The sequence below is a fragment of the Nostoc sp. 'Peltigera membranacea cyanobiont' 213 genome (assembly GCF_002245975.1).
Taxonomy (GTDB): domain Bacteria; phylum Cyanobacteriota; class Cyanobacteriia; order Cyanobacteriales; family Nostocaceae; genus Nostoc.
In genome coordinates this window covers 37,113-58,419 of record NZ_NOLI01000036.1, presented here as the reverse complement: position 1 = coordinate 58,419, position 21,307 = coordinate 37,113, and the positions used below count along the sequence as shown (strand labels likewise).

The 21,307-nt window shown below is 41.0% G+C and carries 24 protein-coding genes; 14 read left to right on the top strand and 10 right to left on the bottom strand.

The features are described 5' to 3' along the window. Positions 1-184: 184 nt before the first annotated feature. The 3 genes from pgl to CDG77_RS12815 form a co-directional block, all read right to left on the bottom strand. Complete coding sequence (gene pgl, locus CDG77_RS12825) at positions 185-907, bottom strand: 6-phosphogluconolactonase (RefSeq protein WP_094329746.1); 723 nt, start codon at positions 905-907, stop codon at positions 185-187. A gap of 273 nt (positions 908-1,180) precedes the next feature. Then, complete coding sequence (gene rph, locus CDG77_RS12820; RefSeq protein WP_094329745.1) at positions 1,181-1,924, bottom strand: ribonuclease PH; 744 nt, start codon at positions 1,922-1,924, stop codon at positions 1,181-1,183. A gap of 156 nt (positions 1,925-2,080) precedes the next feature. After that, positions 2,081-2,704, bottom strand: coding sequence for an adenylate kinase family protein (locus CDG77_RS12815; protein ID WP_094329744.1), 624 nt, complete (start codon positions 2,702-2,704; stop codon positions 2,081-2,083). 343 nt (positions 2,705-3,047) lie between these two features. Here CDG77_RS12815 and CDG77_RS12810 point away from each other — a divergent pair, with 343 nt between their 5' ends. Together CDG77_RS12810 and dcd are read left to right on the top strand one after the other, a co-directional pair. Then, positions 3,048-3,584 carry a P-loop NTPase family protein gene (locus CDG77_RS12810; protein ID WP_094329743.1) on the top strand — a complete coding sequence of 179 codons (537 nt, stop codon included), beginning with the start codon at positions 3,048-3,050 and terminating at the stop codon, positions 3,582-3,584. A gap of 92 nt (positions 3,585-3,676) precedes the next feature. Beyond that, complete coding sequence (gene dcd, locus CDG77_RS12805) at positions 3,677-4,246, top strand: dCTP deaminase (protein ID WP_219852199.1); 570 nt, start codon at positions 3,677-3,679, stop codon at positions 4,244-4,246. Between the two features lie 804 nt (positions 4,247-5,050). Here dcd and CDG77_RS12790 read toward each other — a convergent pair. Further along, the gene (locus CDG77_RS12790; RefSeq protein WP_094329740.1) at positions 5,051-5,533 is read right to left on the bottom strand and encodes a tetratricopeptide repeat protein; all 483 of its coding nucleotides are present in this window, start codon (positions 5,531-5,533) and stop codon (positions 5,051-5,053) included. Positions 5,534-6,016: 483 nt separating this feature from the next. Here CDG77_RS12790 and CDG77_RS38515 point away from each other — a divergent pair, with 483 nt between their 5' ends. After that, positions 6,017-6,142, top strand: a complete 126-nt coding sequence (locus CDG77_RS38515; RefSeq protein WP_258169577.1) for a hypothetical protein — start codon at positions 6,017-6,019, stop codon at positions 6,140-6,142. Positions 6,143-6,321: 179 nt separating this feature from the next. Continuing rightward, complete coding sequence (locus CDG77_RS12785) at positions 6,322-6,732, top strand: DUF2294 domain-containing protein (RefSeq protein ID WP_317615916.1); 411 nt, start codon at positions 6,322-6,324, stop codon at positions 6,730-6,732. Here CDG77_RS12785 and CDG77_RS12780 read toward each other — a convergent pair. After that, positions 6,701-7,096: a response regulator gene (locus tag CDG77_RS12780; protein WP_094329739.1), complete on the bottom strand. Its 396-nt coding sequence runs from the start codon at positions 7,094-7,096 to the stop codon at positions 6,701-6,703. The two genes, CDG77_RS12785 and CDG77_RS12780, sit on opposite strands and share 32 nt — an antisense overlap. A 301-nt stretch (positions 7,097-7,397) precedes the next feature. Next, on the bottom strand, positions 7,398-8,726 hold the full coding sequence (locus CDG77_RS12775) for a CCA tRNA nucleotidyltransferase (RefSeq protein ID WP_094329738.1): 1,329 nt from the start codon (positions 8,724-8,726) through the stop codon (positions 7,398-7,400). A gap of 86 nt (positions 8,727-8,812) precedes the next feature. On the opposite strand from CDG77_RS12775, the gene CDG77_RS12770 reads away from it, so the two are divergent. The 4 genes from CDG77_RS12770 to CDG77_RS12755 all read left to right on the top strand — a co-directional run bounded on the left by CDG77_RS12770 (position 8,813) and on the right by CDG77_RS12755 (position 11,167). Beyond that, positions 8,813-9,061 (top strand): Ycf34 family protein, encoded by a 249-nt coding sequence (locus tag CDG77_RS12770; protein WP_094329750.1) that lies wholly within the window; start codon positions 8,813-8,815, stop codon positions 9,059-9,061. A gap of 702 nt (positions 9,062-9,763) precedes the next feature. Beyond that, positions 9,764-10,423 carry a tRNA (adenosine(37)-N6)-threonylcarbamoyltransferase complex dimerization subunit type 1 TsaB gene (gene tsaB / locus CDG77_RS12765; RefSeq protein WP_094329737.1) on the top strand — a complete coding sequence of 220 codons (660 nt, stop codon included), beginning with the start codon at positions 9,764-9,766 and terminating at the stop codon, positions 10,421-10,423. Positions 10,424-10,574: 151 nt separating this feature from the next. Beyond that, positions 10,575-10,775 carry a hypothetical protein gene (locus CDG77_RS12760; protein WP_094329736.1) on the top strand — a complete coding sequence of 67 codons (201 nt, stop codon included), beginning with the start codon at positions 10,575-10,577 and terminating at the stop codon, positions 10,773-10,775. Then, positions 10,766-11,167, top strand: coding sequence for a type II toxin-antitoxin system VapC family toxin (locus CDG77_RS12755; protein ID WP_094329735.1), 402 nt, complete (start codon positions 10,766-10,768; stop codon positions 11,165-11,167). The genes CDG77_RS12760 and CDG77_RS12755 overlap by 10 nt, the downstream gene beginning before the upstream one ends. 71 nt (positions 11,168-11,238) lie before the next feature. Here CDG77_RS12755 and CDG77_RS12750 read toward each other — a convergent pair whose 3' ends face one another. Continuing rightward, positions 11,239-12,156 (bottom strand): AEC family transporter, encoded by a 918-nt coding sequence (locus CDG77_RS12750; protein WP_094329749.1) that lies wholly within the window; start codon positions 12,154-12,156, stop codon positions 11,239-11,241. A gap of 102 nt (positions 12,157-12,258) precedes the next feature. On the opposite strand from CDG77_RS12750, the gene CDG77_RS12745 reads away from it, so the two are divergent. Next, complete coding sequence (locus CDG77_RS12745) at positions 12,259-13,062, top strand: M15 family metallopeptidase (RefSeq protein ID WP_094329734.1); 804 nt, start codon at positions 12,259-12,261, stop codon at positions 13,060-13,062. A 192-nt stretch (positions 13,063-13,254) separates the two neighbouring features. Here the strand turns inward: CDG77_RS12745 and CDG77_RS12740 are convergent, their stop codons facing one another. Both CDG77_RS12740 and CDG77_RS12735 read right to left on the bottom strand, forming a co-directional pair. Next, a complete protein-coding gene (locus CDG77_RS12740; RefSeq protein WP_094329733.1) occupies positions 13,255-14,082 on the bottom strand; it encodes an alpha/beta fold hydrolase in 828 nt (275 codons plus the stop codon). A gap of 96 nt (positions 14,083-14,178) precedes the next feature. After that, the gene (locus tag CDG77_RS12735) at positions 14,179-14,904 is read right to left on the bottom strand and encodes a lysophospholipid acyltransferase family protein (protein ID WP_094329732.1); all 726 of its coding nucleotides are present in this window, start codon (positions 14,902-14,904) and stop codon (positions 14,179-14,181) included. 379 nt (positions 14,905-15,283) lie between these two features. Between CDG77_RS12735 and metG the strand changes: the two genes are divergently transcribed. The 5 genes from metG (at position 15,284) to menH (ending at position 20,461) form a co-directional block, all read left to right on the top strand. Further along, complete coding sequence (gene metG / locus CDG77_RS12730) at positions 15,284-16,888, top strand: methionine--tRNA ligase (protein ID WP_094329731.1); 1,605 nt, start codon at positions 15,284-15,286, stop codon at positions 16,886-16,888. 166 nt (positions 16,889-17,054) lie between these two features. After that, complete coding sequence (locus tag CDG77_RS12725) at positions 17,055-17,684, top strand: LabA-like NYN domain-containing protein (protein WP_041565095.1); 630 nt, start codon at positions 17,055-17,057, stop codon at positions 17,682-17,684. Then, positions 17,684-18,892 carry an LPS export ABC transporter periplasmic protein LptC gene (gene lptC, locus CDG77_RS12720; protein WP_181154263.1) on the top strand — a complete coding sequence of 403 codons (1,209 nt, stop codon included), beginning with the start codon at positions 17,684-17,686 and terminating at the stop codon, positions 18,890-18,892. The genes CDG77_RS12725 and lptC overlap by 1 nt, the downstream gene beginning before the upstream one ends. Before the next feature lie 117 nt (positions 18,893-19,009). Then, a complete protein-coding gene (locus CDG77_RS12715; protein ID WP_094329730.1) occupies positions 19,010-19,411 on the top strand; it encodes a metal-sensing transcriptional repressor in 402 nt (133 codons plus the stop codon). A 231-nt stretch (positions 19,412-19,642) separates the two neighbouring features. Next, positions 19,643-20,461, top strand: coding sequence for a 2-succinyl-6-hydroxy-2,4-cyclohexadiene-1-carboxylate synthase (gene menH, locus CDG77_RS12710; protein ID WP_094329729.1), 819 nt, complete (start codon positions 19,643-19,645; stop codon positions 20,459-20,461). 14 nt (positions 20,462-20,475) lie between these two features. On the opposite strand, the gene CDG77_RS12705 is transcribed toward menH, so the two are convergent. After that, complete coding sequence (locus CDG77_RS12705; protein ID WP_442946419.1) at positions 20,476-21,156, bottom strand: glycoside hydrolase family 24 protein; 681 nt, start codon at positions 21,154-21,156, stop codon at positions 20,476-20,478. Positions 21,157-21,307: the final 151 nt, after the last annotated feature.

The following is a 21,307-nucleotide window of genomic DNA, read 5'->3' as shown; positions in this document are numbered from 1 at the left end:
ATTTTGGACGTTTTTACATGGGGGGCAGGGGCAGGGGGCAGGGGCAGGGGAGCAAAGGAGAGAGAAGTTGTAGTAAATCTTTCCCCAATGCCCAATGCCCAATTCCCAATTCCCAATACTTCGGCTACGCTCAGTACAAGTTAAGTTCCCAATCCCCAATCCCTAATCCCCAATCCCCAATCGTTTAACGTTTCAGTTCTAAACCTGCTGCTGCATCCAGCAGCCACCACAGTTCGCCTTGGGGCCGAATTAAGCGGGATGGGTAAGTGAAGTCATCAGCTACAGGTGCAAAGACTTGCGCCAAAGCTGGTCGTTTATTAGCACCAGCAACCAAAAAAATCACACTGCGAGCAGAGTTGATGAAGGGGTATGTAAAACTTATCCGGTGATTTCCATCTTTGTTACCCACTGTAACTAGGCGATCGCGTACTTTGAGAGCCTCTGTGTGGGGAAACAAAGATGCAGTATGTGCATCATCACCCATTCCTAGCAATACTACATCCAACGCGGGAAACTCGACCCCAGAAGAATTGAAAAATTCTTTGAGATGTTGTTCATATTTAGCAGCTGCCAGTTCTGGATTGGCTTCTAAGGTTGGTACAGGATGAATGTTAGCTGCTGGAATGTCAACACGATCTAGCCACGCACGACGCGTCATCAGTTCATTGCTATCGGGGTGATCTGGTGGTACGTAACGCTCATCTCCCCAGAATATATGAATTTTATCCCAAGGCAGTTTTTGAGTAGCGATCGCTTCGTATAACGGTTTAGGTGTACTGCCGCCAGATAAGGCGATGGTAAACCGCCCTCGCTGCTCAATAGCAATTTCTAACTTGGACAAAATTAATTCTAGCGCTCGTGCAACCAGCGCTGGCTGATCCGGTAGAACTTCAATGGTTTTGTTCATGGCTTCATCATCATATTGCTGGCTTCCAGCAATACCATACCGAACTTATTACAATCTCCCTTTTTAACTTTTGAAACATTTAACATCGTGGATTAAGTAGGGTACAAAAATATAGATGCTTATTATCACCATCAACGCGAACTTGTCAGTAGTCAGTCATACTAACTACTAACTCTTCTGATGATTATTTTTATTTACACCCAGTTACTTGATACTTTGTTGATTAACGACACAAAGGATACATTTATTAATTCTTATTAAAAATTAATAAAACTAATTAATCACAAACAATGTTTCCCAGTCAGCGATCGCTTCGCGTTGGGCGATTAACAATTCCTGAATTCCTTTTTGAGCGACATCTAGTAGTTGATCCAACTGAGTGCGGCTAAAGCTACCTTCTTCGGCTGTTCCTTGGACTTCAATGATTCCCAGATGTTGATTCATCACCACGTTGAAATCTACTGTAGCAGCCACATCTTCGATATAATTTAGATCCAAAAATGGCTCTTCCTCCAGTAATCCGACTGAAACAGCTGCTACTTGTCCACACAGAGGCGATCGCTCTAAAACGCCCTCTTGCAATAATTTAGAAATCGCATGAGCCAACGCCACAAAGGAGCCTGTAATCGCTGTTGTTCGAGTTCCAGCATCTGCTTGTAAGACATCGGCATCTACAGTTAGCGTGCGTTCTCCCAAGGCTTCAAAATCCACTGCTGCGCGTAAGCTACGGCCAATTAAGCGTTGAATTTCTTGCGTCCGTCCAGATAATTTCAACAATTCCCTTTCATGGCGTTTTTGAGTAGCAGATGGTAACATTCGGTACTCAGCAGTTAACCAGCCTTTACCAGTTCCCTCAAGAAACTTTGGGACTCCCTTATTAACGCTAACAGTACAAAGTACCTGAGTATCTCCACATCTTGCGAGAACAGAACCGGGGGCAAAGCGGGTGAAATTGGGGTAAAAACTGATCGGACGTAGTTCGGAAGGAAGACGGCCGTCTGGACGCTGCCAAGCCATTGGAATTGCCTCAAGATTTCTATCTAGAATACTGCCTTAAGATTACCTTTGTGTTATTGGGAATGGGGAATTGGGAATTGGGAAAGACTTGTTGAAAGGTTCTCACTCAAATCACCTTGTCCCCTTGTCCCCTTGTCCCTTGTCCCCTGCCCCCTTCTAAGGAATTGAAAGCAGAGTCAAAATATTTTGCTGCACCATATCTGGTGACTGGTCGCCGTTGATGGTCAATAGACGGCGACGACGGTCATAGTATTCTAGGATGGGAATGGTGCGATCGTAGAATAACTCTACACGGCGCTGCACGATTTCGGGTTGGTCATCTGGTAGCGATCGCCCCAAGGATCGACTAACCATCACTGCTTCTGGAACTTGGAGATAAATTGCCCAATCTAGCTTTTGCCCTAAATTATCCAATAAAAAATCTAATTCTTCAGCTTGGAAAGCAGTACGAGGATAGCCTTCCAAGACCCAATCGCAGTTAATATCTGGTTGTCTGAGACGAACCCCGATCAATTCAACGATCGCTTCGTCTGGAACTAACTCCCCTTTTTCTATATAGGGCTGTGTGTGATAACCTAGTTCACTCAGACTAGCGTAAACCGAAAGAGAAGTCCGGGGATCGGTTTCCGAGCATCGAAATTCCGGTAGGGGCTGATAGCCAGATATTGCTTCCCGTAAAATCTCACCTGTAGAAATCAGAGGAATATCAAAGTATCTGCCAAGCCTTTGTGCTTGAGTGCTTTTCCCCGATCCTGAACCTCCCAGAATCACCAATCTCACAACAATTTACCCCTCTTGCTGTCAAATTCACTACTTGCTAAGTCTGTTTTGCCCAAACAACCTAAAAATCTAACATTTAGGGATTTTCAGACCTTTTACCCAGCTTTTTTAAATAATTGGATCTGTAACAATTATGTTTTAATTTTTACGATCGCCTATAGAGAAAAGACGTAATTTTCACTCAAATAACTCTTGACTTCCACACAAACGTAGTGTTTGACTAAGAATGCAATTTGCAAGATCCACCACACTGGTGAAAAACAGATTGATTATACAGGCAGATTTGTAATAAATCCTGTCAGCAAAAATATTTAATTTATTGTATCTTTTTGAACTTTAAACTATGGTTGCCCAGCTAGAAACCTCAAGTATCAATTCAACCCTTGCCCTACCATATCCAGTTGAAGGGCTAGTGCAAGTTTTCACTAGCTCCCATCGCAACTTTTTCACGACCGTTATGGCTCAATCACTTAGAATAGCGGGACAAGGAACGCCAGTATTAATCGTACAGTTTCTTAAAGGGGGTATTCGTCAAGGACACGATCGACCCATACAATTAGGGCAAAATTTAGATTGGATTCGCTGTGATTTGCCTCGTTGTATCGATACACCACATCTAGACGATACGGAAAACCAAGCTTTACAAAAGCTGTGGCAATATACACAACATGTAGTGTGTAATAGCAAGTATTCTCTCGTGGTATTGGATGAGTTAAGTTTAGCGATTAACTTTGGTTTAATTTCTGAAACCGAAGTTTTAGCGTTTCTGGCAAAACGCCCTCCTCACGTTGATATCATTCTCACAGGCCCAGAGATGCCTAAATCTCTCTTGGATGTGGCAGATCAAATTACAGAAATCCGTCGGAGTTATCGACCCTAAATAAAATACTCAGTTCGTGCTAATATATCGAGTCTATTTGAATTAACGTTAGCAGCGAATTTGTGATTAAGAACGATATCTGGATTACTGAAATGGCTCAAAAGGGTTTGATTTCGCCCTTTGAACCGAGCCTAATCCGAAAAGTGCAAAAAGATGAGTCTGTAGCAGTTCAACCTGTAATTAGCTACGGCTTGTCTTCTTATGGGTACGATATACGCCTTTCCTCGGCTGAGTTCCGCATTTTTCGCCATATTCCCGGAACCGTAGTCGATCCCAAAAACTTTAATCCCCAGAATTTAGAGCCAACAGCACTGCATACTGATGCCAATGGCAATTACTTTATTTTACCTGCTCATTCTTATGGACTTGGGGTTGCCCTAGAAAAGCTGGAGGTTCCTGAGAATATTACTGTAATTTGTATAGGTAAATCGACTTACGCAAGATGTGGAATAATAGCGAATCTAACACCTGCTGAGGCTGCATGGCGAGGTCATTTAACTTTAGAATTTTCCAACTCTTCCAGCGCAGACTGTCGCATTTACGCTAACGAAGGCGTGGTGCAATTACTATTTTTAGAAGGTGAACCCTGTGCTATTAGTTATGAAGCTCGTCAGGGCAAATATCAGGATCAGCAAGAAATTGTGACTTTGGCTCGTATTTAGACATCGCGACAATGGGAAGTATACAATCACTGCCCTAAATCGGGATTTTTTCTAGTAGTTATTTTTTGGTTTCAATAGTTAGTAGTTGTATAGGTTTGATAAACATAATCTGCTAATAAAAATACTACTACCTTAAACCCACTCTGCTTTTCAATAGCGAAGAGTTCAGATGTGATATAACCTTGCGGCGCTAAGTTTTTGTCAGTCAGAAAAGGAGACAGGAGAAAAATTGTAAGGGCGTTTCTAATCATCTGTAATAACCGGACTTCGCTTTCAGAATAGGCCAATAGGTGATGTTAACAGAAGTAGAGATATAAATAGGCTTACCTTTGAAGTCAATAAGGGTTTTAGTTGCTGTGTTGGGATGGGCGATGAAACACTGGGAATCTATTCTGGAAAATTGCTACAACTGTAATTTTGGGAATACCTTGTGCTATGGCGTTCACGGCATTAATACCATAACCTCTAAAGAAATCTACCGCACCCCCATCAACAATTGAGTACCACTGGAAACTTGGAGCCAACTATTTTGATGCTGACATCTAAATCGTGGTCTGTATAAATACCAGTGCCTATCACCTGGTAAAACCCGCCATGTTTTGCTTGTGCTATCCAGTTTATATCAAAGGTAACTTTATCCAACCGAAAATTGCTAGTTGACGGTCGTTTGCTGTTAGTACAAGTAGCAAAAACGCTGCTATCAGTGCAGATAAAACCATATTGAATAAAATTGTGGCGACTAAGGCGATGAATTGCTGGTGATGAGGGTGATAAACGGATTTATAAGACAGTATAATATCTCTCCTATCTGCCGTTGTAGCTGAATCTAAATGTACATTCTAGAATCAACTTTTGATTCACTAGCGAATAGGGCTGAATTTCGAGAGCGCGTTGAAAAGCTCGGATAGCTTCACCATACTCTCCTAGTGCCGCGTAACACAAGCCCATGCCGTGAAGTGCCCCAAAATGTATTGGATTTATCTGCACAACCATCTGACAATCTGCTAGAGATTTCTGATAATCACCAATACTGTAATAGAGAAAAGCCCGACGATTCCAGGCTTCAGCGAAATCTGGCTGTTCTTTGATTAATGCTGTCAGCGCTGTTTCGGCTTCAGCAATTTCACCTGCATCCAGTAACTTCTGACTGCGATCGATTATTTCTAGCCCATAGATTCCCTTTTGCTGAAACCAGATGCGCCAGATTTTTCTGGTTGCTTTGTCCCGAACTGTAGCATCGGGGTTTTTCAACTCTTCAAGTAAGGAATTGATAGATAAAGAATCCATAAATTTGAGATCAGTGAATATACCTTTGTATTAACTTTCTCACAAAAAATATCTATTCAATCATTTTTAAAGTCATCTTTAAATTTGCGGTGATTAATCGCTATTTATGAATTTTCTGTGTTGTTGATTCTATTCAGCAATACGACTAATACCACACTCGACATTTAGAGTCATAAAAACAAAAACTGACTATAGGTAGTTAAAAGCTGCCTAGTGACTAATAGCTGATAAAAAAATAATGATTATGCCCGTTTGGGATTGATCGGGAATTAGCAATCACTTTAGCATTGCAGAAGCACGATTGCACAGCGATCTGCATTGGTAGGTATTTTGCTGCTAATTGTCGCTGATTCCAAGCCGTAGCAACCTAGATCGGTTCGTGATGAATGCAACGATTCGGATGCGTTTTGCCCAGAGATATACACCTGCTGCTTACTCGCTGTACCGAAAAGTATCAACGGTTTTTGTGAGGGATATTTTGATGTGCTGCTGTATACTCCCCAACTTTATTGCTACTTGGATAATATAGTTATATTATTCCTGGGTTGGGAGATAAAGGCGATCGCTGCTTCACCACAAAATAAGCTGATTGATGCAGTCATTAACTGAATACTACACGAATCACTGATTTACAACTTTTACCCCCGTCAAAATTGAGAATGTTTTCAAATAAAGTCATAGATAAAACATTATATTTACCTCCTAAAATTATACACAATATTAATAATTATCCCCGGCTATCTTATAAAGAACCAGTATAATGTTGAATACTTCAACTTACATTATAAATGCTAATGATACAAGCTGATATTGGGCAATTAGAAACAGAGATATCACAGCAGATCGTAAAATTATATAATAAGAGAATAGGTAAGTCTCCGAGCCAAATAATTTGTCATTTTTTAGATGCTGAAATTGTAATTTCCCTAGAAAATTCTGTTACCCAAGCTGAATACACTCTACTGAAAGAAGGTTATGCTACTTTAGCTGAACAAGTACGCTTGTATTTAGAAACAATTATTAAACCAGAGTTGAAAAGTTTGATTGAGGTAATTATTGGTCAACCTGTCCTTGAACTCATGACCAACACCAATTTAGCAACTGGTCGGACTGGGATTGTTGTGGTTTTCAATCAATTACCTGATGTTCCTAATCCCGAATCTATTATCAAGATAAATTTAAATAATTTAGCTGACTGATGTGACGACTGATTACCATTTCTAATTGATTAAAATCATAGGGTTTCGTAATGCAATCATCAAATCCTGCGAGCATAGTGAATCGATCATCCTGTACCACTGTTAGAGGTGTTAATGCAATGATTGGGATAGTAGCAGTTTTTGTATCGTGTTTGAGATCGTCAATGACTCGGTTCGCACCCAAATTAGATAGCATTATATCTAGAAGAATTACATCTGGTTGATGAGTTTGTGCCAATATCACAGCCCTCACTCCTTGTTTGGTACAAATGCATGAAAAATTTAATATTCCTAGATGAGAATTAAGTAACTCTAAATCATGTAGACTTTGTTCTACAATCAAAATTAAAGGCTGTCCATTCATCAGCAGTGATTCCTGTCCAAGAAAGGCTAGGCATAAAAATTCAGCCCATCAGGAAAACCAAGAGGTCTTTTTTCTGGTAAGTGCTTAAGTAAATATACGAGGATGTATTCAGGAGATTAACTAAAGCATCAATCAAATGAATAGGCTGGTGTATAATCAATTTTGTTATCCATCTACGCTGAATTTAAAGAAAAATATAACACCTTAATATCAAGCAAATAGTAGCATAGATGACGCATATACTGGCAAATATCGACAAAATAATTTGTATCTCGCGGAGCGTGTCTGTAAACCCATATCCTTAATTACCTCTTGCTTTATCTTGTAACTGACGTGCAAATGCGATCGCTTCTGTTGGCGTTGAGACTTTCCCCTCAGCTTGTGCTACGGCAATTTCTGTTAAAAGTTGTCCTATCATGGGTGAAGCTGGAATATCTAATGCTATAATCAACTCCTTCCCACTCACTAGTTGAGGGGGATGAGCTACCAGATCGTCAGGGTTAAGGTAGCGGTCGATTAAAAGTGCCAAGACTTGGCAGCTACTTGCTTTGCTTTCCAAACTTGTAGCAACTGCTGTGTGTAATAGCTTGTCACTAGATATCACCTCTACCAAATTATCAAGTGCTACAGCTAGCACTGCCATAGTGGGAAACACAATATCTGCGTCACGGAACAAAAAGTATTGTTCTCGTAAGGACATATTGACTACTTGAAGTTGCGGTAACAATTTCAGAGCAGTGGTTACGCCCCGAATTTCAGCACGACTATAAGTTAGTTGCTGTAGCTCTATTTCTGCTAATTCTGGATTGGGGTTGACTAGACTTGCAAGTTTGGCAATACCTAACCAAGTAGTTTTGACACTATCGCGGACATATTCTTGCAGTTGTGCGCCTAATTTTTGCCAATTTTCTGTGAGTAAGGCGGCTGCATTATCAACTGCGGCTAGTTTGTTCAAGCTTTCACGAGTAGCATTTTTGAAGAAAGGGGCAAGTAAACCATCTTCCCAAGCACTTGTAATCCAAGGAGTACCCTGAGAATTTGCCAGTAAATAGCCAATTTCTACCCGCACCCGTTCGGCTGCAACTTTACTAAGATGTGATGCCAAAGAACAAATTGCATTTCTGGTAGCTGGCTCAATAGTGAAACCTAGTTGAGCGGCTTGGCGATAACCTCGCATTAAGCGCAAAGGGTCATCTTTTAAGTTTGCGGGTGATATCATTCGCAAAATGCCCTGTTGTAAGTCTACATAACCTTGTAGAGGATCGATGATTTCTTGTGTATGGGGATTATAGGCGATCGCATTTACTGTAAAATCTCGTCTGTGCAAATCAACCTCTACACTATCTCCTTCCTGTTGGGCAAAGTCAGCCGTAGCGTGGGGAAAAACCACACGAGCAATTTGTCGTTCTGCATCGAGTAAGACAAAACCAGCTTTGTAATGACGAGCGATCGCTCTTGCTACCTTTACCGCCTGAGATGGTATAACAAAATCTAGATCCAGATATTCACGAGTTCTACCAAGGAGCGCATCCCGTACAGCACCACCTACCATGTAAGCGGGTTGTGGCAAGAATTCTAAACTAAAAGGCCAATTTTCGGGAGCTAGGGTAGAAGGAATTGATTCATGCATTGTAATAAAAATCAACCCAGCAACTCATGAATAACGCTTGGGCTTACGTTAGATTAACAATAAAGGCCCCTGGAGTTGGTTCTATTATGTGTATTTGTGTGAACTGCCACTATGTAGACAGCTGTGTTACCTATCATGCCGTGGAAGGGCAGCACCAACAGCCTCACTTGACTGAAACACCAAACTTTGACCCGAATGAACCTTCTATCAATGTCAACATTAGGACTACAGATGATGTGATTGAGATGGAATGGGATGTTGTTGGTTGTCTCAGTTTTAAACGGGAAACAGGTAAGTGGTCGAAATTGCGTCCTGGTGAATTAGTGCCGACTTGACAATTAAAGAGTAGTATGTTATTGTTGCGCTCATTAATAACAGAACCTTGACAATTCAATCACAAGTTTCCTGGTGAAAGCACAAGTATTTATTTTGACTTTACACACGCAATATTTTCGCGGGGGTATGGCGATCGTTCAAACTCTAATTCTATCGTTTACCCCCTCGAAAGGCTGCTGTATAAGCGTTTAAGGGGATGTACTGTTACATTTTTGTCAATAATTTTAGCTTATTGACAAGTAAATTAGACCCCCTCGAAAATGACCCTTCAAAACCAGTTACAGTAAGGGTTATAGAAGGGTAGGGTTTCTTAAATTATTTTCCCCTCACGGGGATGGAAACTCGACGACACAATCAATATGACCTTTTACTCCATCAAGTTTTTCAATCACTTACCCCTTACGGGGATGAAAACACTCTTTCCTCAATGGGTAAAGTACAGTCAAGAATAGGTTTTTCAATCACTTACCCCTCACGGGGATGGAAACATATTAGGAATGTGAATAACGTCAGCCTTTTTACCAAGTTTCCAATTACTTCCCCTCAAGGGGATGGAAACCCATCTTGATCCTCCTTCTTTTCTATCGTAACGTGAGCTAGTTTCTTCAATCACTTCTCCTCACGGGGATGAAACCTTGGCTATGATGTGGTTGAATAGAGAAATCACGTTAACTCTATAAAAATAGATATTTTAATTAACTTTGACCACAGAACTAAAACACCTCACAACAAATAAATACGCTCTATCACTACACACCACTACTCCCGAATTAGGGCTAGCAATTAGTAATTTTTCTGGCGATACTCGCTCTCAAATTTGGAATTTGGGGCGTGATTTATCTAGCTTAGTACATCAATATTTAATTGAAGTTATCAAACCGCAAACTTGGGCAGATTTGTCCTTTATCGCAGTTGCAAAAGGCCCTGGCGGTTTTACCGGAACTCGGATTGGCGTTGTCACTGCTCGGACTTTAGGGCAACAATTAGATATCCCTGTATTTGCGATTTCAACTTTGGCTGCCGTAGCTTGGGCAAAAGCAGGCAAAAGTCCAAATCCAAAAACTATTGCTGTAGAAATGCCAGCCCAACGAGGTCAAATTTTTGCTGCTATTTATCAGTTTGAGCCAGAAACTTCTAAACTAAAAGTGTGTTTGTCAGATAGAGTATTCACACCGGAAGCATGGCAGGAAACTTTAGCGAATTGGAATACTAATTATCAGTTGATTCAAGCTCAATCTGCTTTAGCAGCGACGGTGACAAGTATTTTGGAACTAGCTAATCTCGATTGGCAAGAAGGCAAATTTCCTGATTGGTCAGAGGCTTTGCCATATTATGGGCAACATCCAGTACAGGATGCATAATGCTTCTAAACTAGTTATTTAATGATTCATTGACTTAACTAAACTGCAAAAAGTGCGCCGCCGATTTCCAGATTCCAAAGACGAGCCATAATGAACGAAGCTGAAACCCTCGCCGAACTTATTCATTAACAACCACCAAAGAGTCTGACTTATGTTGATCCAGAAGATTGTCCAAGAACTGCAAGACATCCCCGAAGATAAACTAGCAGAACTTTATGATCTAATTCACTACTTTCGACTAGGTTTAAGTCAAGAACGTACACAACCCCGCAACCCTGGTTTATTGAAAGGACAACTCGGCGATGCTTTCTTTGAACCACTGCCAGAAGAGGAACTTGAGCAATGGGAATGAGTTACCTCATCGACACCCATATCTTTCTGTGGTGGCTCTTTGACGATCCAAAACTCAACTCTGACTGCCGAGACATCATTCGCAACCCAGATCATCGCATCATTGTTAGCAGTGCTTCCGCCTGGGAAATTGCTACCAAATACCGTATCGGTAAACTACCCGAAGCCAAACAACTCGTTGAGCAATATTCACAGATGTTGCATCAGGCTAAATTTATCGAACTTGCGATTGCCACAGTCCATGCACTCAGAGCCGGAAGCCTACCGATTGCCCACCGAGATCCCTTTGATCGTATGATCATGGCTCAGGCGGAAATCGAAAATTTGCCTATCATTACCTACGACAAAGCCTTCCAGACTGGACTGATTCAGATAATTCCCGACCTCAAGTAAAGACTATGAGCAGAAGCACCTAAAGAAATAAATGTAGGTGTATTAAATATCTTACCAATGATGCCATTGTTCTAAAACAGCCACAGCCAAACTGGGAGAGTAACTAACAATACTATAGTCCCAGCAGCTAAGGCAGTAACTGCCAGATCGCGATCGAGATTGAATGTCTCAGCAATTACCAGTGTGCCGAAAGCTGGAGGCATGGCTATTTGTAGCACGATTATCTTTACTATGGGGCTAGTTAATCCAAACAGTGGTAGTATGCTACCCAATATCAAGGGAACTACTAGCATTTTGATTCCCAAGCTCATCCCTACTTGTGGTAAGCTATGCCAAGATTTAAGCAATGCTAGTCGCATTCCAATTAATACCAGAGATAAAGCTACACCACTCCAAGCAAATTTCTCTAGCCAGAATTCCATTACTGTAGGTATTGTCACTTGCCGAAAGAGTAAGCCAAATCCAAAACCCCATAGGGCAGGATTAATTAAGATAGATTTAGCAATCTGCCAATGGTTGTGGACACCACTGCCAAAACGCGCTGCTACTAATACACCCAACGCATAAGTTCCTGGGAATGAACCTAGTAAATCGTAAAATAACGCCCAAGAAAAATATTCTTTGCCTACCATTGCTAGAGTGATGGGAAAGCCAAGATAACCCGTATTACCCAACATTGCTGCTAATATCAAGCTAGCCTGAGTTTGTGGTTGGAAGACAGTATTTCTAAAATAGCCTTGTCCTTTAATGGCTAACCAAGCTAAAAATGCTCCTAGTAAAATGGCTAGGTAAGCGAAGGCAGGTGCAATCCAAATCTGCCCTGACAAGCTAGATTGACGCAAAAACGATACTATGCTTATGGGTACTCCCACCCAAAAAAGGAACTGTCCCAAACGTGTAGGAACTGTCACAGGTAGTTTGCGTCCCAGAATAAATCCTACCAGGACTAATCCTCCCAGCTTGACGTATAGTTCTAAAAGGTTTATCAAGATTGCACCTAAGAACCACAGATGTAAAATGCTACCTGTTAAGTCTACTTTTGTCCAGTGCAAAATCTGTTATGGCTATTCCACAAAAACAGGAGTTTACCCTTGAATAAGGCTGGGTTTTCTGGAAAACCGCAAAACTCATCGAATGACCTTGGTGATGATATTCCAGTGGCTGTACGCGATACCCCTATTGCAGCACCGAAAATGTGGTTGCAACCCCAAATTTTGATGATTGGCGGAGTGGCGGGATTTATCCTGCTGGCTTTAATTAGCGGTTTTTTGTTTTTCGTTACCGCACCAAAAAAAACCGCCGATTCTCAACCTTTACCAGCTACTTCTGCTCCTCCAACTCCAGCACCATCTAATAATTCTAGCGATACTGTGTTAGGGCATTTTCCATACCCAGAAGCGCCTCAGTCAGAATTAGTCACCATCTCCGCAAATAGGGGCATTAGAATGCGAAAAACTGCTGCCCAAAAGTTTGAGGAGATGGTAGCCGCCGCGCGGAGTGCCGGTGTAACTTTAGTGCCAATTTCTGGCTTTCGCTCAGTTAAAGACCAAGAGCAGTTATTTTTTGGTGTCAGTGCCCAGCGAAATCAAACGCCAGCAGAACGAGCCGCCCTCAGCGCTCCTCCTGGTCATAGCGAACATCACACAGGTTATGCTGTGGATGTTGGAGACGGAAGAGTACCAGCAACTAATCTCCAAACTAACTTTGACAATACCAAGGCTTATCAGTGGCTGCAAGCAAATGCAGCGCGTTTCAGCTTTGAAATGTCATTTCCTAAAAATAATGTTCAAGGCGTGAGTTATGAGCCTTGGCACTGGCGTTTTGTCGGCGATCGCGATAGCTTGGAAATGTTCTACAAAGCCAGAAATTTGAAACCCGCTAAGATATCGCCATAGAATTGGTCATTTGTATCAATAACCTACTTCGATTTTCGCGCGGCAATTTAAGAAAACCACCAAGTTTTCGTAGGGGTGGGATAGGTTAATCCAAAATCCAAAATTGTTAGAGTTAGGAGACAGGAGTAGTATGGGCGATTTGCACTTCTGGGAATGCGTAGGCGCAGCCCGCCCTAGGCATCGCCTCTCACGTTATCTTCTCACCTCTAACCCTGTACTTATATCAGCATTATTTTCTAAAAAGTCGTTATCCTTAAGAATTTCATAGAGATTAATGTCTTTCTCTAGTAAGCAAGCGTGTCCGCAATGGGGCAGCACCACAATCTTGTTATTTGGTAAGATATTCCCGATCCGCTTGACTTCACTTACAGAAGGCAAAAGGCGATCGCTTCCACCGGCAATTAACAAAACAGATTGAGTTAAGCGACTCAATTGTTTCTCATCAATTTCAAACTCTCGCAGTAAAGACAACCGCCAAAGAACGGTTTCTACTGGTACAGAACGCATAGTTTTTAGCAGTTCATGGCGATCGCTCTGAGAAATGCGGGGTAAGGATGCGAGAAACGGCAACAACCCCAGTGCGCCGATATCATACAATCCTGATGGCACTAAGTAAGTTAGTTGAGATGCCCAACTCAACCAAGTCCGAAGATGAAAAGACGAAGCTGGATTAATTAAGATAACTCGCTTAAATAAATGCGGCGCTTGAATAGCTACTTTCATTGCCAAGCAACCACCAAAGGACTCACCACACAGGTAAACTGGTCTCTGAGAGCTTTTTTCTAATTCAGCGTCAATCAAGTCCAATACACTCTTAGTTAGGACATCCCAAGTGTTCAGGTCTTTACGGGGGAGCGCCAAAGAACGGACATCAAAGCCAGTTTCTAATCCAGCAGTTTGCGATCGCAATAGTTGACCTGTTCCATCCATTCCTGGCAAATATACCAATAGTGGATACTCTGGTTGTACTCGTTCAGGAGTCAGGAAACAGGGGTTTAGCTCAACTTCAGAGATAGTCATTGGTCATTGGTCATTTGTCATTGGTCATTAGTCAATGGTATAAAACTTTTGGGCTGCTGATTGTTCCGACAATCCCAAATCCCAAATTGAATGGCTCTAATAGCAACCCTGACGCAGTAAATTGCTAATTTCACCATGACAGTGTTCTGTCAGTTCAGCCACAACAGTTCTGGCTTGTTTACCGTGATATTTTTTTTGATGTTGGGGTGTAATCCAATAAGGGCGACCGATTAACACCGCAACCCGACGATAAATTACTAGAGGATGCCAGCCAGCTTGATTAAATAAAGGTTCTGAAGGGTCAAATACACTCAAAAACCTTAAGGGAAAACCATTGGTGTTTACCTCTTCTAAGGATGCGATCGCGATCGGCAAAATTGCTAAATCTTGCACATCAGCTCGCAGTGCTAAATGGGCAAATCCCCGTTGAAACTCACCCATCTGGTTTGGTTGAGTAAATTTCACCATTGGTGCAGTCCCTTCTGGAAAGACTCCCACCATCTGCTTAGACTCCAATAGCAACTGTGACTGCGAAAAAAAGCTTTGTTGGCGGTTTTGAGTTTGCTCCAAAGGAAAACACCCCAATTGATCGGTGACAATCTCCCGCATTACTGGTACTTGTCCCATGTAGTGGTGGCAAGCAAAGCGAATCGGACTCGATAGCGCTGCCATTAAAATCGGTGCATCCATGAAACTGCGGTGATTGCTGACTACCAAAACGCTAGCATCCTGGGGAATACGATCCTCATAATAGCGAAACATTTGGGTTGAAAGTGCCGCCACCAAAGCGCGAGAAATCTCTAGGGGGCTATTTCGACTCATACCTAATCAATATATTTTTCCGGTAAATATGGGAGTTTGTCTTAACTTGATTTTTACATTTCTTTACTACTGCCATGACCGTCTTAAGATAGAAATATCTAATCCACAAAACCAGCTAGATTTTCTGCATCCTGAATTATGTATTCTCGATCACAATAATATCTAATAGAAACTATTCAAAAAAATTATGATTAGTTAGTTTCCATCTTTTAGTCAGAGATTCCCTTAATTGATTCATCTGACAAAACAATTCTTGACATGAGAAATTTGCTACTATTAGGGTGTTCTTGGAAAAAATGGAAATATTATTGTATAATCACGTGGTTTTGCCAATAAAAGTAAGATGTAAAACGTTTTAATAAGTTGATTTTTATTTTGTATGAATCTAGTGAATAAAACAGAAAAAACATTTGCACTGACAACACCGCTATATTATGTAAACGATGTCCCCCATATAGGCAGTGCTTATACTACGATCGCGGCAGATGTAATAGCGCGTTTTTATAGGCTACTAGGGCATGAGGTATTACTAATTACAGGTACAGATGAACACGGGCAAAAAATTCAGCGATCGGCAGAAAGTTTAGGCAAAGCACCACAAGAGTTTTGCGATGAAATTGTCCCTAGCTTTGTGAGTTTGTGGCAGTTACTAGACATTCAATACGATCGCTTTAGTCGAACTACTGCGCCTCGTCATGAAGCGATCGTCAAAGAATTCTTTGAGCGAGTTTGGAAATCTGGTGATATCTACCAGGGACAACAACAAGGCTGGTACTGCGTATCCTGTGAAGAATTCAAAGAAGAACGGGATCTGCTAGAAGGACATCGTTGCCCGATTCATATTAACAAAGAAGTCGAGTGGCGAGACGAGCAAAACTATTTTTTCCGCTTATCCAAATATCAAACTAAGCTGACAGAATTTTATCAATCTAAACCCGATTTTATTCAACCAGAAAGTCGGCGAAATGAAGTCCTCAGCTTTGTCAATCAAGGGCTGCAAGACTTTTCTATTTCACGGGTGAATTTAGATTGGGGTTTTCCTGTACCAGTCGATCCCAAACACACTCTTTATGTCTGGTTTGACGCGCTGCTAGGTTATGTCACGGCATTACTCGAACCAGATGCAGAACCGACTTTAGCAAATGCTTTAGAAACTTGGTGGCCAATCAACCTGCACCTAATTGGTAAAGATATTTTGCGCTTCCATGCAGTTTATTGGCCCGCAATGTTGTTGTCGGCTGGCTTACCTTTGCCAGACCGAGTATTTGGGCATGGCTTTTTGACTAAAGATGGTCAAAAGATGGGCAAAAGTCTGGGTAACACCCTCGATCCTGTTGCGTTAGTTCAGCGCTATGGTAGTGATGCCGTTCGTTATTACTTCCTTAAGGAAATCGAATTTGGCAAGGATGGAGATTTTAATGAAGTAAGGTTCATTAATGTTCTGAATGCAGATTTGGCAAATGATTTAGGTAATTTGCTCAATCGCACCTTGAGCATGGTGAAAAAATACTGCGTTGACAATAATTTCCCATCAATCGGCAATGAAGGAATTCCTGACGAAAATCCTTTGAAAACAATTGGTTTGCGTCTAGGGGAACAGGTGAAACAAGCATACAAGGAACTAGCTTTCAGTCAAGCCTGTGGGGCTATCCTTTCACTGGCGCAAGCCAGCAATAAGTTTATTGATGAACAAGCTCCTTGGACATTATATAAACAGGGACAACAGGAGTCCGTGGAAAAAGTTCTCTACGCAGTTCTAGAATCAGTTAGACTAGCAGCTTATCTGCTATCCCCAATTATTCCGAACATCAGTAGTGATATTTATCAGCAACTGGGCTTTGAAATAGACTTTAACGAGCAAATACAAAGTTCAGTTACCGCTCCTTTTGCCACTCATGCGACATGGGGGATACTATCTAGTAAACAACAGTTGGGTACATTCCAACCAGTTTTTAAGCGAATAGAACCCCCAAAAAACGATTAGTCCTTATCAAACTCTGATTTTGTTCAATTTCTTATTCTCTCAAAAAATTTATCGGGGCTTAACTTAAATTAGCCCCGGAACATTATCATAAGCCACTGTGACTAGCATCTAAAAGTTCGTAATTTGTATCAAAAATAACAGGGATAAAAATCGAGGTATCACAATGATGTTGAATAATTTTGAAACCGATTCAATATTTACGCCAGAACAAGTTTTAGAGAATCGGGGTAGGGTCGCCATATTTATTGATGGCTCAAATTTATTTTACGCTGCACTGCAACTAGGGATTGAAATCGATTACACGAAGCTATTGTGTCGGTTAACAGGAGGTTCTAGACTCCTCCGGTCTTTTTTCTACACTGGTGTAGACCGGACAAACGAAAAGCAACAGGGATTTTTGCTGTGGATGCGTCGCAATGGCTATCGAGTCATTGCTAAGGATTTAGTCCAGCTACCAGATGGCTCTAAAAAAGCTAACCTGGATGTAGAAATAGCTGTAGACATGATGGCGCTAGTAGATTCTTATGATACCGCAGTTTTAGTTAGCGGTGATGGGGATTTAGCTTATGCGGTCAATTCAGTCAGCTATCGTGGCGTGCGGGTAGAAGTGGTAAGTTTGCGTTCGATGACCAGCGACAGCTTAATTAATGTAAGCGATCGCTACATCGATTTAGAAGCCATCAAAGAAGACATTCAAAAAACCCCTCGCCAAAGCTATCCATACCGACCGTTATCTGGTATCGGTTTTTTGGAAGACCCAAGAACTAGTGATGGACACCTAGAAATCCAAGAATAATGACGTATCAATTTCATAAAAGAGGGAGACAGGGGGAGAGAAAAATTCAAAATTACTTCCCCACTCCCTCCTTCCTTTTTTTACCTTTGATTTTTTTATTGATATTTGGTTTAGTAAGTTGTGGGGGGAAAACCCCTCCAGCTTCTCAAGAAAATCCTGCGGCTTCATCAAACCAAGATAGTAATTTGACATTCTTTGATGTCACCCTAGAACAAGCAGATGAAGTGGGACGACCGATTTGGAAAGTCAGGGCTAAAACCGCAAAATACACCAAAGAAAAACAAATTGGTCAAGCTGAAAGTCCTTATGGCGAACTATATCAAGATGGTAAAGTAGTTTACCAAATCAAGGCAGATGTTGCAGATATTGAACAAGATGGAAAGCAGTTGTTTCTTAAAGGTAAGATATTTGCCACAGACCCTACTAATGGTGTTGTATTGCAAGGCAATGAATTAGAATGGCGACCCAAAGAAGATTTGCTGATTGTCCGCAAGCAGATTAATGGGACTCACAAACAACTACAAGCGGTAGCGCAAGAAGCACGAGTTAAAACCCGCGAACAGCGGATGGAATTTTCTGGAGGAGTAGTAGCAAATTCTGCCGATCCCCAATTACAAGTAAGAACCGAGCATTTAATCTGGAATATTAAACAAGAAAAACTGATTGGCGATCGCCCCATCCAAATTGACCGCTACAAAAATGGTAAGATTAGCGATCGCGGTAAGGGAAATTCTGCCGAAGTCAACTTAAAAACAAAAATTGCCACTATTCAACAGAATGCTCAATTAGATTTGTTAGACCCACCGGTGCAAATAGCTAGTAACTCTATGACCTGGAACATGAACGCAGAAACTGTTATTACAAATACCCCTGTGCGGATGTTTCAGCGTGTCGAAAATCTTACCGTAACCGCCAATAAAGGTGAAATGAGAATACCGCAAAAAACGGTTTATTTAACAGGTAACGTCAATGCCATTGGTCAGCGTCGCCAGTCTTTGAGGTCTAATACATTAACTTGGTATTTAGATAATAAGTTAGTTGAGGCTCAAGGAAATGTGGTTTATCGGCAAGTTGACCCACCGTTAAATTTTACGGGCGAAACAGCCGTTGGGAATCTGCAAACAGAAAATATTGTTGTCAAAGGTGGCAGTTCTAGCGGTAGGGTAGTAACAGAAATTATTCCCCAAGAAAAAGTCAATCGTCAGTAGATGAACTACCCCAATCTATATCACTCCATCAGTTGCCAAATATGGGCGTAAACTAATTAACGATTAACCATTACCCTCTAGGCTAGGATCTTACTAATACGAGTCTTTTGATAACCCATGAATGGATCAAACCGATTAGGCAAGGAATCCTTGCCAACATCCCAGCAAGCAGAACATTCCCAGCATGATGACACAGACCACGACCATATAGATCGGACTCATGGCACTGGAGAGGTGGCTCATCCTCATGTCCATAGCGAAGAGTCTTTACGGCGAATTGTCAATCGATTATCGCGTATAGAAGGACATGTTCGTGGCATTAAGGCAATGGTGCAGCAAAATAGTCCTTGTCCTGATGTTTTACTACAAATTGCCGCAGTCCGGGGTGCATTGGATAGGGTAGCACGAATTGTTTTGGATGAACATTTAACTGAGTGTATTGGTCGAGCCGCACAAGAGGGTAATATTGATGTTGAAATTAAACAGTTAAAAGCTGCTTTAGATCGATTTTTACCTTAGAAATGAGAAAAATAAAAAATTAACTGGTATGACAATACATTTTGTAGAGATGCAATATTTGGTGTATTGACTGAGGCAAGGGTTCTTTATGCAAAAATTAACACAAGTATTTCATAATCATAACTGAGAGTTTGGGAGTTCCAAAGTAGTTGTCAGGGGGTAAATATCCCCTCGAAAGTTGATTAGGATGTGGATATTTTTGCGTTTGGATTTTATACATATTTTCCAAAGATGACTTTAAAAAAGTATAAATTAAACTATTGTTTAAATGTAAATACTAATAAACCTCTAATTGTTTTTTTACATGGCTTCATGGGCAATATTAATGAATTTGATGAAGCTATAAAATTTTTAGCAGAAGATTTTTCTTATCTTATCCTTGACTTACCAGGACATGGTAAAACCGAAGTTTTAAGAGGTGATGAATACTATAAAATGGAACCTATTGCTCAAGCAATAATCAATTTATTGGATGAATTAAAAATAGGTAAATGCCACTTAATTGGTTATTCGATGGGTGGAAGATTAGCTTTATACTTAACTTTATATTTCCCCGAACGTTTTATTAAAGTTGCATTAGAATCAGCCTCCCCAGGTTTAGCAACAGGAGCAGAACGATTAGAACGAGTTAGGCGTGATGCTCAAATAGCTAGAAAAATCAGCAGAAGCATTATTCAAACCGATTTTGCTGCTTTTTTGTCAAATTGGTACAATCAACCAATTTTTGGTTATATAAAAAATCATCCAGAATACGATCGCATGATAGAAAATCGCTTGCAGAATAACCCGCAGGAATTAGATAAATCATTGCGCTTCATGGGGACTGGATGTCAACCTTCTTTATGGGAAAAGCTACGAGATAATAAAATTCATATACTCTTACTAGCTGGTGAATATGATGAAAAATTTATATATATTAATACAGAAATGGCTAAGATATATGAATTTGCACAGCTAAGAATAATTAGAAATGCTGGACATAATATTCATTTTGAGAATACTTTGGCATTTGTAGAAAATATCAAAAGCTTTTTGTCCGCAGCAAGTTAAAAATTAGTATAACTTCACTGCTTATTTATTGGCTTGCTGAAAGGAGTTGGAGATGGTGTTAATTTCGGGGCTGTTCGTTGATTCGCTGCTGTTAATTCCTCTTTCAACATTTTCTGATAAACTTTAGGCAAAGAGCTACTAACAGAATTAGTTTCTAGACCATATCCTAGACTTGTCCAAGTCGGAGAGAGTCGCCGCAAAACATCATTTAACTTTCCCTGACGCAACAGTTGAGAAAGATCGGTTCCCCAAACTTTAGAATCACTTAACCAACGGTAAACTACTATATCTTGATACTCTGCTTCAAAACTATAAGCAGTCCAAAACATCATCTGCATTGGCTTTGGGTGATAACGCGGGGCTAAACGATACCAAGTAATGTTGATAATTTGATATCTCCCAGCAGCTGTAGAACAATTACCTGTGTTGGGGCCTGTGACAATTGTGACGCATATCTCAGGATGTCGGCTAAGGTCGTTAACTTGCTGTCCACCATATAATAGCGAATAGGGACGGTTCCCACTGGCTTCACTTGCGGAGATGGTTCGCATTAAAGCACGGATATAGGGGTCGCCCTGTTTCATCACCAAAGGCGGCTGTTTATCTGCAAAGATGGGATCGGAAGGCGATCGCAAGTCTCCAATATACCATTGCAACAAATACACAAAGCCAAGAAGCGCAGCTATTGGCCCAATAAGTTTTTCAACACCTTTGAATTCAAAGCCTTTCAGAGTCTAACTCCTTCAAATTTGCTCTCTTTGCTAACAAAAATCATCGACGAACTCATTCTGACAAAGTTCACACCTGATTGTTAGTTATTATTCCCGATTTGCTCCTGCTTTTTAA

Excerpts from the sequence above, each read along its gene's own strand:
- pgl (WP_094329746.1), bottom strand. The coding sequence starts at position 907 with ATGAACAAAACCATTGAAGTTCTACCGGATCAGCCAGCGCTGGTTGCA.
- rph (WP_094329745.1), bottom strand. The coding sequence starts at position 1,924 with ATGGCTTGGCAGCGTCCAGACGGCCGTCTTCCTTCCGAACTACGTCCG.
- CDG77_RS12810 (WP_094329743.1), top strand. The coding sequence starts at position 3,048 with ATGGTTGCCCAGCTAGAAACCTCAAGTATCAATTCAACCCTTGCCCTA.
- dcd (WP_219852199.1), top strand. The coding sequence starts at position 3,677 with ATGGCTCAAAAGGGTTTGATTTCGCCCTTTGAACCGAGCCTAATCCGA.
- CDG77_RS12790 (WP_094329740.1), bottom strand. The coding sequence starts at position 5,533 with ATGGATTCTTTATCTATCAATTCCTTACTTGAAGAGTTGAAAAACCCC.
- CDG77_RS12785 (WP_317615916.1), top strand. The coding sequence starts at position 6,322 with ATGCTAATGATACAAGCTGATATTGGGCAATTAGAAACAGAGATATCA.
- CDG77_RS12780 (WP_094329739.1), bottom strand. The coding sequence starts at position 7,096 with ATGAATGGACAGCCTTTAATTTTGATTGTAGAACAAAGTCTACATGAT.
- CDG77_RS12775 (WP_094329738.1), bottom strand. The coding sequence starts at position 8,726 with ATGCATGAATCAATTCCTTCTACCCTAGCTCCCGAAAATTGGCCTTTT.
- CDG77_RS12770 (WP_094329750.1), top strand. The coding sequence starts at position 8,813 with ATGTGTATTTGTGTGAACTGCCACTATGTAGACAGCTGTGTTACCTAT.
- CDG77_RS12760 (WP_094329736.1), top strand. The coding sequence starts at position 10,575 with ATGTTGATCCAGAAGATTGTCCAAGAACTGCAAGACATCCCCGAAGAT.
- CDG77_RS12755 (WP_094329735.1), top strand. The coding sequence starts at position 10,766 with ATGGGAATGAGTTACCTCATCGACACCCATATCTTTCTGTGGTGGCTC.
- CDG77_RS12740 (WP_094329733.1), bottom strand. The coding sequence starts at position 14,082 with ATGACTATCTCTGAAGTTGAGCTAAACCCCTGTTTCCTGACTCCTGAA.
- CDG77_RS12735 (WP_094329732.1), bottom strand. The coding sequence starts at position 14,904 with ATGAGTCGAAATAGCCCCCTAGAGATTTCTCGCGCTTTGGTGGCGGCA.
- metG (WP_094329731.1), top strand. The coding sequence starts at position 15,284 with ATGAATCTAGTGAATAAAACAGAAAAAACATTTGCACTGACAACACCG.
- CDG77_RS12725 (WP_041565095.1), top strand. The coding sequence starts at position 17,055 with ATGTTGAATAATTTTGAAACCGATTCAATATTTACGCCAGAACAAGTT.
- lptC (WP_181154263.1), top strand. The coding sequence starts at position 17,684 with ATGACGTATCAATTTCATAAAAGAGGGAGACAGGGGGAGAGAAAAATT.
- CDG77_RS12715 (WP_094329730.1), top strand. The coding sequence starts at position 19,010 with ATGAATGGATCAAACCGATTAGGCAAGGAATCCTTGCCAACATCCCAG.
- menH (WP_094329729.1), top strand. The coding sequence starts at position 19,643 with ATGACTTTAAAAAAGTATAAATTAAACTATTGTTTAAATGTAAATACT.